A 13,696-nucleotide genomic window follows, 5' to 3' on the forward strand; every position below is an offset into this window, starting at 1 on the left:
TCATAAAATATACAAGGAGTAAATTAATGGAAAATAATAATTATGCAATTTCTATTAGTGGATTAACCAAAAGGTTTAAAAAACAAGTTGCTGTTAATAACATTACTATTAAAGTAAAAAGTGGTAAAATTCATGGTTTTATTGGACCTAATGGTAGTGGAAAAACAACAACAATTAAATGTTTAATCGGTTCAATTATTCCTAATAGTGGTGAAATACAAATTGATGGTAAAGATGCTAAGCTGTCTGTAGCTAAAGAAGTTTTAGGATATATTCCTGAAAATGCTCGTTTTCCAATGCACTTATCAACATATAAATATTTAACTTGAATGAGTTTTTTACGAGGAAACAATTGAAAAAAAAGTAAAGAGGAAGCTAAAGCATCATTAGAACAATTAAATTTATGGAAGTTTCAACGAAAAAATCCTAATAGTTTTTCTTCTGGAATGAAAAAAAAGGTATTATTAGCACAAGCTCTTATTTCTAATCCTAAAATATTAATTTTAGATGAACCAGCAGCTAATTTAGATCCAACAGCGAGAATGGAATTATTTGATGAATTAATTAAACTTCGTGATATTGGAAAAAGCATTTTGATTTCATCACATATTTTATTAGAGTTACAAAATATTATTGATGAAGTTACAATTTTAAATCATGGTAATGTTATTTACAGTGATATCATTCAAACTAAAAAACAAAATTTATATATGTTTGATCCTTTAAAACCAGAATTATTTATTAAAGTATTAAAAAAAGCTGGTTATGATGTTCAAATAATGAATGAAAAAATTGTGGTGCAAATTAAAAATGATCAAGAATTGTTAAACATTAGTGAATTAGCGCTTGAACATAAAATTTTAATTAAATCAACACAACCGTATACAACAGACTTAACTGAGTTGTATGAACAAATTATTAAAAATGATCAAGAATCAGAAATTGTGTCTAGTCATAAAAACAGTAATAAAAAGGAAGGTAAGAAGTAATGCCGATTAAAACTCAAAAAGTAACAAGTAAAAACTATAAATTTACTTTTAGAGCGCCAATTTTGCTTTATACTTTAAATAAAATTATCAAAGCAATTTCATCTTGAGTTTTTCTAATTATTGGTTTAATAGTTCCTTTAGCGATTGTCGGTTCATTATCTAATTTTTTAAATATGCGTTTAGAAACAGTTTCTAATGTTACTACTGATGTGATAAGAGCAGAGTATGTTTCTTTAAATAATCAAATAATTACTATTTTATATGGTTTTTTTATTAGTTTTTTAATTTTATTAAGTTATTCTAAAGCATCACAAATTTTTCGTGATGAAATTAGTGATGGAACATTATTAATTTTTAATACTTTACCAATGACAAGAACAAGACTTGTTACAGAAAAAATCTTAGCATTTCATATTACAATTATAACTTATATAATTATTTGTTTAGGATTGCCAATTTTAATAACACCATTATTTTTTAAATTTTTACCATTTATTTTTATGGGTCAATTTGCTAACAATATTTTTATTTTAATTGGAGTTTTAATATTATTGCAGTTTTTAATTTCTAGTCCTGCTTTATTATTATCATTAGTTTTTTCTTCAAAAGTTTTAATATTATTTGCTGCTTTATTTCTTGGTTTAATTCAAATTTTTGGTTTAGTTGATACATTTATAAGTCCGGTGGTTGCTGGTTCAAATTTATTTCAAAGACAATCAGAATGAGATGAAGACTTTAAGTTAATTCCTAATTTTAGGAAATTACTTTTATTAAGTGATGCTGAATTAGAAAAATCAGGAATTAATGAATGAAAAAATGCAATTAATAAATATGCACAAGACAATGGTGGTGAAGTTGGATATAATTATTTTGATTATTCAAATGCAATAGAACCGTGAAAAGAAACAAATTTTCAATTAGCAGTGGATAATACAAATAATATTAGTAACCCATATAACATTAATTATAAACAAATGTTTAATATCATTTTGAAATATAAAATATTTAATAAAATTACGAGAGTACGAGATGATAGTCAAGAATTTAATAAGGTTATGGGATATTGGTTTGCAATCAAATTTGATGAATGAAGAAAATTATTAGGTCAGAAGATACCACCATTTACTGTTACGATGGGGAAAATAGCTACTGCAATCTCATATTTAAATGTTGTTAAACATTGACAGTTATTAGTGTCACCAGCCTTGAATGATAATAATATAAATAGGATTTATACTAATAAGAATATTGGATTTGTAAAAAATGCTGATAGCTCATATTCATATCGCCCTGATATTACAAGAGAAATTATTAATATTCCTGGTGCTTATGTTTTCTATATTCTTTTAACTATTGGTGTTATCTTTGGAACCTGATGAGTGTTTAAAAATAAAGATTTTACTTAATTTATTACTTTTAAATTATTAATATTAATAATAAAAATAGTTCTTACACATATTGTGTAAGAACTATTTTTTAAATTAAAATTATTATTATTTTTCTAGTAGTAATTAAATATTAAATTTGTTAATATTATTCATAAGAATGTTATGAAATTAGACTAATAAATAGTTATTTTTTAAAAAAGGAGGTTGTAAGTATTATCTTTTACTATTAACTTATTATTTTTAGTTGTCAGGAGAGTTTTTGGTGAATAAACTATTTTCTAGTTTAGTATTAATTAGTATTTTTGCTACTAAATAATATAGCATTGCTATTAGAAACGGATCAATTTGATATCATTAATAATGATGAAGGAAAAATAATTGATTTATCAATTTTATCTAATCATTTTAATAATTTAGATAAATCACTATTCAGAATTAACTTAACTGAAAAAAATCCGCGGTTAACAAATGAATTAATTTTTAAGGGATTAAACGAATATTTAAAACATAAGCCAACTTTAGTGGGTTTTAATTCACCTGTTCCTGTTAATTTTTTTAATAACTCAAATTACATTAGACATTTAAATATTAAATTGTTTACTGCTGATGGTTTAAATATTCAACCTAATAAATTAAATACTGTAATAAATGAAGATATTTTTGTTAAAATAGTTTTAACAGTGGTACCGAATCGTTTTATTAAAATGGATTCTCATAAAGAAATGCAATTTTTTATTAATATTAAAGATACTAGGCACTATATTAGACTTCTTGCATAACCTATTAAAAAAATTACAAATATTTGTAAAAAGACAGTAATAGAAAAATATAATTTTAATTAATTATGTCTTTTATCTAAAAAATTAATATTTTGCCACAACAAAAAATGAATTTATTATTTAAATTCTTTAATTTTAAATAAATCTTTTATGTTAAATTAATAATTGCAAATTATAAATTGAGGCAATTAAATTAAATCTTAAACCAAATCTTTTTCTACGATTACGATATTTTTCTGTCATAATTTTAAATTTTTTAAGAATAGCAAAAATATTTTCAATAATAATTCTCATTTTTGAAACTAGTCTATTATGTTGTTTTTGTGCTTTATTTAAATGGTTTTTCTTTGTTTTCTTTGTAGGTATTAGAACATTATTGTGAATTTTTTGTATTCCTTGATAACCACTATCAACTATTAATTTGGTATTTTTTAAAATTGGGATTTTTGATTCTTTAAATAAAGCATAATCATGTTTTTTCCCAAGTGAAAAACTTGTTGCAATAATTTTTCTGGTTTCTTGTTCGATAATTACTTGTGTTTTAATGGTGTGTTTTTTCTTTTTACCAGAATAAGATTGTTTTTGTCTTTTTTTGGGCGTTGGATTGGAGTTTCGGTAGCATCAATAATAATAGTTTTATCATTAAAATAATCATTTATTAGTGCTTTTTTACCAGCAAGTTGTTGAAAATCAGAGTTTTTAATTAAAATATCTTCAATTCACTTGATATTGCGATAACAATTAGCTTCACTAATTCCGAAATTTTTACCAAGATGAAAATAAGTCTGATATTCTCGTCAATATGATAAAGTCATCAATAATCTATTTTCTAGTGATAATTTATTAGTTTTACCACCTTTTTTAAATTTTTCTGTTTCAGCTACTTGTAAAATATCTAACATTTTATTAAAAGTGGATTTTTTTATTCCTGTTAATCTTAACCATTCTTTATCATTAAGAGTATTAAATTTATTATTGTTCATATTTTGATATCCTCATAAATTATATTTTATAAGAATATTTTAATAAAAAAGGTATCGCAAGAAGTCTATTTAATCCAAAAATTAATAATCAATCATTTTCATTAATTACTAAATTTTTTGATAATGTTAAAAGTAAATTGCAAGGAGCATATATAAATCAGGAATTATTAGATAGTAGTAATCAAAAGTTTCAAATTTTTCAAATTATTTCGCAAATTTTACAAAAGGAATTAATGATTATTGATAATAAAACATATAAGTTTTTAATGGACTCATTTTGAATTTCATCTTACAAGATAATTGATGATAAAATTTATGTTGTTTTAAATCACGACTTATTAAATCAAGGGTTAGAAATTACAATGCAGACATTTTTAAATTAGAAAAAAATGAATGGTTATTTATTGATATTGAACAATAAGACTTATTTTCTAAATTTTATTGTTTATTAAGAATATTTGATATAATTAATAAAAGAAATAATTGAATTTACTTTCTTTACAATTAACAAATTAATTTAAAATATGTTTTTATGTTAAAATTAAACTGTTATTTACAAAAATAGAAATGAGGATTAAAATAAATGCTTTTTATAAATAAAAGAGTAAAAACCATTACGACAATTGGTCCGGCTAGTGAAACCAGAGATTTGATGCTTCGTTTAGCACAAAAGGGAGCAAATGTATATCGTTTAAACTTTTCTCACGGTGATTTTGAAGAACATGGTAAGCGCGTTGAATTTGCTAAATCTATTATTCAACAAGTACAAAGGCCACTATCACTAATATTAGATACTAAAGGTCCAGAAATTAGAACTCATTCTTTTAAAGGTGGCGAGGCGTTAATAAGTAAAGATAGTAGGGTTATTATTTATACGAATAAAGAAATTGAAGGTACGGAAACGGAATTTTCAATTAATTATGAAAATCTTGTTAATGATATTCAAGTTGAACAAAGATTATTAGTAGATGATGGTAAGTTACAGTTAATTGTTTTAGGAATTAATAATAAAGATTATGATAAGTCAATTATTTGTCGTGCTGTTAATACTCATCTTGTTAAAAATCATCGTGCGATTATTGTTTCGGGAATTAAACTGTCATTACCTTTTATTTCTGACAAAGATCGTGCCGATCTTATTTTTGGATGTGAGCAAAAAGTAGATTATGTAGCTGCTTCTTTTGTTCATGATGCTAAAGATTTACAAGAGATGCGTCAATTGTTAGATGAAAATGGTGGTGCTGATATTAAAATTATTGCCAAAATTGAATCACGATATGCTGTTGATAATATTGATGAAATTATTGCTAATAGTGATGGTATTATGATTGCGCGTGGTGATTTAGGTGTTGATGTGCCTTATGCTGAGGTGCCTTTAATTCAAAAACATGTTATTCGTAAATGTAATAAAGCAATGGTGCCAGTAATTGTAGCTACGCAAATGTTAGAATCAATGTTATCTAATCCTTTACCAACAAGAGCTGAAGTATCAGATATTTATTGAGCAGTTGATTTAGGTGTGGATACAACAATGTTATCTGGCGAAACAGCTAATGGTGAGTATCCCGAAAAATCAATTGAAGCAATGACGAGAGTCGTTAGAAAAGCAGAAATTCATTTTTGATATGAAGGTTATTTAGAAAGATTTATTAAATGATCAACTTCACCTTGTAAAGATTTTGTTTATCAAGTTGGTAAAGAAGTTCTTGGCGAAAAAATTCAAAAGCAAAAACGGATTCATCAAGTAATTGTTTTAGATGATAGTGATGATCAATTATTAACTAAAACTTTATCTAATGCTCGTGTTCGCAGTACATTAATTCCATTAGTTACTGATGAAAGAATTAGAAATAGTTTTGGGATTTGGTATGGTGTTTATCCAGAATTAGTTATGGATATTAATAAGGTAATTAATGATGATAGTTTATTAAATAATATTGCTAGAAAATATGGTGCTAAAACTAATGAACAAGTTTTAATTGTTAATGGTAATGAAATGAGAAAATTACAAATAAAATAATTACATTAACAGTGTTAAAGACGTTCAATTTGCTAATGAACGTCTTTTTCGCTAGAAAGGATATGTCGGCAATGGAACAAATTGTTACTGTAAAAATTAATAATGAAAATAAATCGTATCCATTAGGAATAATGCTTAGTGATGTTTTAACAAGTATTGATGGTAATTGACAAGAAAATATTATTGCTGTTAAAGTTAATAATGAATGAAAAGATATTAAAACTTATGTTTTAGAAAATGATATTATATTAGAAATAATTACAAAAGATTTAGATGAGGCATTAAAAGTACTTAATTATTCAGCAGCTATTGTTTTAGCAAAAACATTACAAACTAATTGAAAGGGTTTACTAATTGCCAATATTAATGTTCGTGATGAAGGTTTTTTTGTTGATTTTGATTTTCAAAACCACATTAAAGAACAAGATTTAGAGATTATTACTAAGCAAATGCAAGAATTTCTTAAAAAAGACTTAGAAATTAAATATGAGTTAAAATCACCGAACGATTTACAACGATTATATGAAAATAATCCTTATTTTTTAGAACAACTTTTAACACTTAAAGATGTTGTTGGTATATATACTATTGATAACAGTTCCTTCATTAATAATTTTATTGCTTTAGATAATACTAAAATTGTTGAAAATTTTATGCTTTCATCACTTGCTGGAGTTTATTGAAATAATGATGCTAATAATAAGCAAATTCAAAGAATTTATGGTGTTTGTCATTTTTCACAAGAAAAATTAGCAACCTTGTTAGCATTAATTGCTTTAAGAAAAGAACGAGATCATCGAAAAATTGGTAAAGATTTAGAAATTTTTATGTTTGATTCATTGGCAGGTCAAGGATTACCAATTTGATTACCTAATGGAATGATTCTTAAAAAACAATTACAAGAGTATTTACGCTCGCAAGAGTTCTTTTATGACTATTTAGAAGTCGCAACACCAGTAATGGGAGCAATAGAATTATATCGTACTAGTGGTCATTGAGATCATTATCAACAAAATATGTTTCCAGTTATGTCATTCAATAATGAACAACTTGTGCTTCGCCCGATGTCGTGTCCACATCATTGCTTAATTTATTGTTATAAATTACGCTCTTATCGTGATTTACCATTACGATTTGTTGAACATGAGTTATTATATCGTTATGAAGCTAGTGGCGCTTTAACTGGTTTAGAACGAGTTCGAGCAATGGAGTTGACTGATGCTCATATTTTTTGTCGTTTTGATCAAATAAAAACTGAATTTCAAACAACATTTAAATTAATTAGTGAAATATTGTTAGCATTAAATATTGAAGTTGATTACTATTCATTATCATTAAGAGATTTTCAAGATAAAAAAAGTTATTATGATAATGATGAAATGTGAATTAAAGCTGAGAAAGTTTTAAAAGAAGCCTTAGATGAATTAAAAATTAAATATATTGTAATGATTGGCGAAGCAGCTTTTTATGGTCCAAAATTAGATATTCAAATTAAAACAGTGTTAGGACACGATATTACGGTTTCAACGATTCAGTTGGATTTTTTACTACCAGAAAAATTTGATTTATCTTATCAAGATGAGAATGGACAAGAAGTTCGACCTGTTATTATTCATCGTGGTTTAATCGGCACTTATGAACGCTTTATTGCTGTTTTATTAGAGCAAACAGGTGGAGTTTTACCACTATGATTAAGTCCTAAACAAATTACTTTAATTCCTATTAAAGAAGAGCATCAAGCATATTGTTATGAATTAGAAAAGCTATTTAAAAACCATAATTTACGGTCATTTGTTGATGCTAGTAGTGAACGGTTAGGTTATAAAATTCGTATTGCGCAAACTAAAAAAATACCTTTCCAAATTGTTATCGGTGAAAAGGAAATTGCTACTAAAAAGATTACTTATCGTCAATATGGTAAAGAAGAACAAATAACAGTTACGATTGATGAGTTTATTAATTTATGTAATGAATTAATACTAAACAAAAAATAGTTAATGAATGTTTGGCATCTTAAAATTTGTAATAATTCAAACAATAGACTTCTTGCATAACCTATTAAAAAATTACAAATATTTGTAAAAAGACAGTAATAGAAAAATATAATTTTAATTAATTATGTCTTTTATCTAAAAAATTAATATTTTGCCACAACAAAAAATGAATTTATTATTTAAATTCTTTAATTTTAAATAAATCTTTTATGTTAAATTAATAATTGCAAATTATAAATTGAGGCAATTAAATTAAATCTTAAACCAAATCTTTTTCTACGATTACGATATTTTTCTGTCATAATTTTAAATTTTTTAAGAATAGCAAAAATATTTTCAATAATAATTCTCATTTTTGAAACTAGTCTATTATGTTGTTTTTGTGCTTTATTTAAATGGTTTTTCTTTGTAGGTATTAGAACATTATTGTGAATTTTTTGTATTCCTTGATAACCACTATCAACTATTAATTTGGTATTTTTTAAAATTGAGATTTTTGATTCTTTAAATAAAGCATAATCATGTTTTTTCCCAAGTGAAAAACTTGTTGCAATAATTTTTCTGGTTTCTTGTTCGATAATTACTTGTGTTTTAATGGTGTGTTTTTTCTTTTTACCAGAATAAGATTGTTTTTGTCTTTTTTTGGGCGTTGGATTGGAGTTTCGGTAGCATCAATAATAATAGTTTTATCATTAAAATAATCATTTATTAGTGCTTTTTTACCAGCAAGTTGTTGAAAATCAGAGTTTTTAATTAAAATATCTTCAATTCACTTGATATTGCGATAACAATTAGCTTCACTAATTCCGAAATTTTTACCAAGATGAAAATAAGTCTGATATTCTCGTCAATATGATAAAGTCATCAATAATCTATTTTCTAGTGATAATTTATTAGTTTTACCACCTTTTTTAAATTTTTCTATTTCAGCTACTTGTAAAATATCTAACATTTTATTAAAAGTGGATTTTTTTATTCCTGTTAATCTTAACCATTCTTTATCATTAAGAGTATTAAATTTATTATTGTTCATATTTTGATATCCTCATAAATTATATTTTATAAGAATATTTTAATAAAAAAGGTATCGCAAGAAGTCTAATAATAAATTAACTGAAAAATATTATTATTCATACTAATATTGGTAGGTAATGTAATAGACTTCTTGCATAACCTATTAAAAAAATTACAAATATTTGTAAAAAGACAGTAATAGAAAAATATAATTTTAATTAATTATGTCTTTTATCTAAAAAATTAATATTTTGCCACAACAAAAAATGAATTTATTATTTAAACTCTTTAATTTTAAATAAATCTTTTATGTTAAATTAATAATTGCAAATTATAAATTGAGGCAATTAAATTAAATCTTAAACCAAATCTTTTTCTACGATTACGATATTTTTCTGTCATAATTTTAAATTTTTTAAGAATAGCAAAAATATTTTCAATAATAATTCTCATTTTTGAAACTAGTTTATTATGTTGTTTTTGTGCTTTATTTAAATGGTTTTTCTTTGTTTTCTTTGTAGGTATTAGAACATTATTGTGAATTTTTTGTATTCCTTGATAACCACTATCAACTATTAATTTGGTATTTTTTAAAATTGGGATTTTTGATTCTTTAAATAAAGCATAATCATGTTTTTTCCCAAGTGAAAAACTTGTTGCAATAATTTTTCTGGTTTCTTGTTCGATAATTACTTGTGTTTTAATGGTGTGTTTTTTCTTTTTACCAGAATAAGATTGTTTTTGTCTTTTTTTGGGCGTTGGATTGGAGTTTCGGTAGCATCAATAATAATAGTTTTATCATTAAAATAATCATTTATTAGTGCTTTTTTACCAGCAAGTTGTTGAAAATCAGAGTTTTTAATTAAAATATCTTCAATTCACTTGATATTGCGATAACAATTAGCTTCACTAATTCCGAAATTTTTACCAAGATGAAAATAAGTCTGATATTCTCGTCAATATGATAAAGTCATCAATAATCTATTTTCTAGTGATAATTTATTAGTTTTACCACCTTTTTTAAATTTTTCTATTTCAGCTACTTGTAAAATATCTAACATTTTATTAAAAGTGGATTTTTTTATTCCTGTTAATCTTAACCATTCTTTATCATTAAGAGTATTAAATTTATTATTGTTCATATTTTGATATCCTCATAAATTATATTTTATAAGAATATTTTAATAAAAAAGGTAGCGCAAGAAGTCTAATATATAAAAAGATGCTTGCAATATCAAAGCATCTTTTTATTTGTTTTAGTTATAAGTTTAATAGTTTTTCTAAATATATGCCAACACCACCTTCATCATTAGTATGTTCAGTAATATCTTTAGAAAATACTTTTAAAGTTTCAATACCATTTTTCATTACAATACCATAACCAACTTTGGTAATCATTTCTAAATCATTAAATTCATCACCAAAGGCAATAACATCTCTAATATCTATATTGTAATATTGTGAAAGAATTTCAGCTGCCATCCCTTTATTAATAAATTTATTTGATAGGTCTAGAACAGGATGTTCTTTGTCATTATCATGCGTTCAAATATTAATTTTTAAAGTATTAGTATATTTTTCTAAACTACGAATAACTTTATCTAAATGTTGGGGACTTTTTAATTGTAAAACAATATTATTAGCAGAACCACTTCAGTTTTCTAAAAGATTGCCAATAATAAAATTGTCCGTTGGAATATCTGTTAAATGAAAGTAGCGTTCAAAATTTTCTGTTTGTTTTAAGCATACTGCTTTGTTGTAGTATTCTACAAGACCATTATATAAAGAAGTTTTGACATCGTTTTCTTTTAAAACTGCTTTTACGGTTTCATAAGAAATTGGAAATACTAAGCGTTTAAATTCTCTTAATAATGGATCATGAATGTGACCACCATTAAAATTGCAAAGTAATGTTTTTAATCCTAGTTCATTATAAAACGAAATACTTCCACGGTGGGGTCTTCCTGTAACAATACAAACAATATGACCTTGAGCAATAGTTTTTTGTAATCCTTGAATAGTTAATGGATGCATTGTCTTTCCGTCATCCATTAATGTTGTTCCATCAAGGTCAATAAGGATTAATCTTTTTTTATCAATATGATTAAGTTTAATCATTGTTTTTCTCCTTTATTTTTAGTAATTAATCCCAATTTTATCTTGGATTAATTGCAATTTTTCGTGAGCAATTTTTGTTGCTTTTTCTTTTCCTTGCAATAATCAATGTTTTCATTTATCATTAGCAATAATTTCGTTATATTTTCTTTGAATAATTTCAAGTTGATGGCAAACAACTTTAGCAACTTTTTCTTTAAAAACACCATAATTTTGGTCAGAAAACTCATTTGTTGCTTCTTCAATTGTAGTATTTGTAAAAGCACAGTAAATATTTAAAAGATTACTAATTCCTGGTTTATTAATTTCATCATAAAAAATTTTATTTTCACTATCAGTAATGGCACTTTTAATTTTTTTGGTAACATCATTTAAATTATCTAAAAGAGAAATGTAAGTTTTAGGATTTTCATGTGATTTTGACATTTTTTTTAAGGGATTTTGTAAGTTCATTATTTTTTTACCATTAGGAGCAATATATGGTTCTGGAATTGTAAAGATATTACCATATTTATTATTCATTCTTATCCCAATATTTCTTGTTAATTCTAGATGTTGCTTTTGATCAATTCCCACAGGAACAATAGTAGCATCATATAGTAAAATATCAGCTGCCATTAATGCTGGATAAGTAAATAATCCTGTTGGTATCGTTTCAGTATTATTATGTTGTTTAAATGATTGTGTTTTATCTTTAAATTGTGTCATGCGATTTAGTTCTCCCATTGATGTATGACATAGCAGAATATGACCTAATTGGCAATGCTCTAAAATGTCAGATTGAGCAAAAATCGTAATCTTATTGGGGTCTAAACCGCAAGCAACATATAAGGCAACTAAATCACGAATATTATTTTTAAGAACATCGTGGTCATGATTTTTTATTGAGACAATAGCGTGCAAATTGGCAACAAAGATAAAAACATCATATTCTTCTTGTAATTTAATAAAATTTTGAATAACACCAATATAATTACCAATAGTAATTTTTCCAGTATTAGTAATACCTGATAATAAGCGTGGTTTCAATAGTAATTCCTCCTAAAATAAATAAATCTCATTGGTAATGTATCAATTTTACTATAAATAATAATAAAAAAGAATATTTATATGGATTCTTAATTTATGATATTATTATTTTATTGATAGAATTATATTATGAGGTGTAATTAATGCAACAAAAGAAATTTACAATTGTTACTAATAAGGCCGATGAATCAATTGCTGTGGCTAATAATTTACTAGATAAATTATTAGCATTAAAGATGATATTTGATGAGCAAAATCCAGAAATAGTATTTGCTATTGGTGGTGATGGTACTTTTTTATCGGCAGTTAATCGTTTTAATGAAAATATTGATAATATTCATTTTATAACTATTAATAGGGGAAATATTGGTTTTAATGCTCTTTATCAAGTTAATGAAATTGATAAGTTAATTACTAATTTAAAAAATAATATTTTGAAAACAAAATCTCTTGATGCTTTAAAAATAACTATTAATAATAAAATTTTTTATAGTCTTAATGAGATTAAGTTAATGAGTATTGCAAAAACAATATTTTTTACAGTTTATATTAATAATCAATTATTACAAAATTGTCAAAGTTCAGGATTTGTTTTAACTACTAAAACTGGTTCAACGGGTTATACTAAAAGTATTAATGGTGCAGTTATTTTAAGTGAAAAAAATTTAATGGAATTCTTAGAAATTGCTCCGGTTTTTCATAATAAACATAATTCTTTAAAGGCACCATTAATTTTAGATAATACCCACACCGTTACTATTAAAGGTAATATGAAAGATTCTTTTTTAGTAATTGATAGTCAAAAACATGACTTTAATAGTGATAATTTAATTATTAATTTAATTGCTAATAAAATTAAAATTTTAGTAACTGATGTTAATGATTTAATAATGATTAATCAAATTCAAAAAATATTTATTCATAATTAAACAAAAGGAAGAGAAGCGATGGAATTATGACAGATACTGTTGTTAGATTTAGGGTTAATATTATTAGTTTTTATAATTGCTTGCTTAATAAGTATGATATTTTTAAAAAATAAAAATTCAACAGAAAAACAATGACAAAAATTAATTCCTTTTAAAGTAGATGTTTTTATTGATTATTTGGGAACAATTAGTAATATTATTGAGGCACAAGCAACAAATACAAAGATTAAAATTATTATTAAAGATATTAAACAAGTTAATATTGAAAAGATTCGGAAGTTAAAACAGCAAGGAATAATTAAACAAAGTAATGCTATTAGTATTATTTTTGGTAAGTATGCGAAGGCATTATCAGAGATTATTAATGGTCGTTTAAAATAGCGATCATATTTTTTGTTGCTAAAACAATAGACTTCTTGCGATACCTTTTTTATTAAAATATTCTTATAAAATATA

16 protein-coding genes are annotated in these 13,696 nt (G+C 24.4%); 8 read left to right on the forward strand and 8 right to left on the reverse strand.

Annotated features, from left to right (window positions below):
* Positions 1-26 precede the first annotated feature (26 nt).
* From AACK86_RS01965 to AACK86_RS01975, 3 genes are all read left to right on the forward strand, one after another.
* A complete protein-coding gene (locus AACK86_RS01965) occupies positions 27-989 on the forward strand; it encodes an ABC transporter ATP-binding protein (RefSeq protein WP_338982269.1) in 963 nt (320 codons plus the stop codon).
* Positions 989-2,395, forward strand: coding sequence for a hypothetical protein (locus AACK86_RS01970; protein ID WP_338982270.1), 1,407 nt, complete (start codon positions 989-991; stop codon positions 2,393-2,395). Before AACK86_RS01965 ends, AACK86_RS01970 begins: the two co-directional genes overlap by 1 nt.
* Positions 2,396-2,679: 284 nt before the next feature.
* Complete coding sequence (locus tag AACK86_RS01975; protein ID WP_338982271.1) at positions 2,680-3,156, forward strand: hypothetical protein; 477 nt, start codon at positions 2,680-2,682, stop codon at positions 3,154-3,156.
* 153 nt (positions 3,157-3,309) lie between these two features.
* Here AACK86_RS01975 and AACK86_RS07030 read toward each other — a convergent pair whose 3' ends face one another.
* Both AACK86_RS07030 and AACK86_RS07035 read right to left on the reverse strand, forming a co-directional pair.
* Positions 3,310-3,702: a transposase family protein gene (locus AACK86_RS07030; protein WP_422398306.1), complete on the reverse strand. Its 393-nt coding sequence runs from the start codon at positions 3,700-3,702 to the stop codon at positions 3,310-3,312.
* On the reverse strand, positions 3,687-4,139 hold the full coding sequence (locus AACK86_RS07035; RefSeq protein WP_422398203.1) for a transposase family protein: 453 nt from the start codon (positions 4,137-4,139) through the stop codon (positions 3,687-3,689). The genes AACK86_RS07030 and AACK86_RS07035 overlap by 16 nt, the downstream gene beginning before the upstream one ends.
* A gap of 137 nt (positions 4,140-4,276) precedes the next feature.
* Between AACK86_RS07035 and AACK86_RS01985 the strand changes: the two genes are divergently transcribed.
* The 3 genes from AACK86_RS01985 to thrS all read left to right on the forward strand — a co-directional run bounded on the left by AACK86_RS01985 (position 4,277) and on the right by thrS (position 8,153).
* Positions 4,277-4,522: a hypothetical protein gene (locus tag AACK86_RS01985; RefSeq protein WP_338982272.1), complete on the forward strand. Its 246-nt coding sequence runs from the start codon at positions 4,277-4,279 to the stop codon at positions 4,520-4,522.
* A gap of 200 nt (positions 4,523-4,722) precedes the next feature.
* Positions 4,723-6,159 carry a pyruvate kinase gene (gene pyk, locus AACK86_RS01990; protein WP_338982273.1) on the forward strand — a complete coding sequence of 479 codons (1,437 nt, stop codon included), beginning with the start codon at positions 4,723-4,725 and terminating at the stop codon, positions 6,157-6,159.
* A 35-nt stretch (positions 6,160-6,194) separates the two neighbouring features.
* Entirely contained in the window at positions 6,195-8,153 is a 1,959-nt protein-coding gene (gene thrS, locus AACK86_RS01995) for a threonine--tRNA ligase (RefSeq protein ID WP_338982274.1), read from the forward strand.
* A gap of 212 nt (positions 8,154-8,365) precedes the next feature.
* Here thrS and AACK86_RS07040 read toward each other — a convergent pair whose 3' ends face one another.
* The 6 genes from AACK86_RS07040 to trpS form a co-directional block, all read right to left on the reverse strand.
* Positions 8,366-8,749: a transposase family protein gene (locus AACK86_RS07040; RefSeq protein WP_422398331.1), complete on the reverse strand. Its 384-nt coding sequence runs from the start codon at positions 8,747-8,749 to the stop codon at positions 8,366-8,368.
* The gene (locus tag AACK86_RS07045) at positions 8,734-9,186 is read right to left on the reverse strand and encodes a transposase family protein (protein WP_338982632.1); all 453 of its coding nucleotides are present in this window, start codon (positions 9,184-9,186) and stop codon (positions 8,734-8,736) included. Before AACK86_RS07045 ends, AACK86_RS07040 begins: the two co-directional genes overlap by 16 nt.
* Before the next feature lie 293 nt (positions 9,187-9,479).
* Positions 9,480-9,872, reverse strand: coding sequence for a transposase family protein (locus AACK86_RS07050; RefSeq protein ID WP_422398332.1), 393 nt, complete (start codon positions 9,870-9,872; stop codon positions 9,480-9,482).
* The gene (locus AACK86_RS07055) at positions 9,857-10,309 is read right to left on the reverse strand and encodes a transposase family protein (RefSeq protein WP_338982632.1); all 453 of its coding nucleotides are present in this window, start codon (positions 10,307-10,309) and stop codon (positions 9,857-9,859) included. Before AACK86_RS07055 ends, AACK86_RS07050 begins: the two co-directional genes overlap by 16 nt.
* A gap of 118 nt (positions 10,310-10,427) precedes the next feature.
* Positions 10,428-11,285 carry an HAD-IIB family hydrolase gene (locus AACK86_RS02010; RefSeq protein WP_338982277.1) on the reverse strand — a complete coding sequence of 286 codons (858 nt, stop codon included), beginning with the start codon at positions 11,283-11,285 and terminating at the stop codon, positions 10,428-10,430.
* Between the two features lie 18 nt (positions 11,286-11,303).
* Entirely contained in the window at positions 11,304-12,317 is a 1,014-nt protein-coding gene (gene trpS / locus AACK86_RS02015) for a tryptophan--tRNA ligase (protein ID WP_422398333.1), read from the reverse strand.
* A gap of 137 nt (positions 12,318-12,454) precedes the next feature.
* Between trpS and AACK86_RS02020 the strand changes: the two genes are divergently transcribed.
* Both AACK86_RS02020 and AACK86_RS02025 read left to right on the forward strand, forming a co-directional pair.
* Positions 12,455-13,240 (forward strand): NAD(+)/NADH kinase, encoded by a 786-nt coding sequence (locus AACK86_RS02020; protein ID WP_338982279.1) that lies wholly within the window; start codon positions 12,455-12,457, stop codon positions 13,238-13,240.
* An 18-nt stretch (positions 13,241-13,258) separates the two neighbouring features.
* Complete coding sequence (locus AACK86_RS02025) at positions 13,259-13,621, forward strand: DUF4330 family protein (RefSeq protein ID WP_338982280.1); 363 nt, start codon at positions 13,259-13,261, stop codon at positions 13,619-13,621.
* Positions 13,622-13,696: the final 75 nt, after the last annotated feature.

The organism is Spiroplasma endosymbiont of Eupeodes luniger (assembly GCF_964019525.1).
Lineage (GTDB): Bacteria > Bacillota_I > Bacilli_A > Mycoplasmatales > Nriv7 > Nriv7.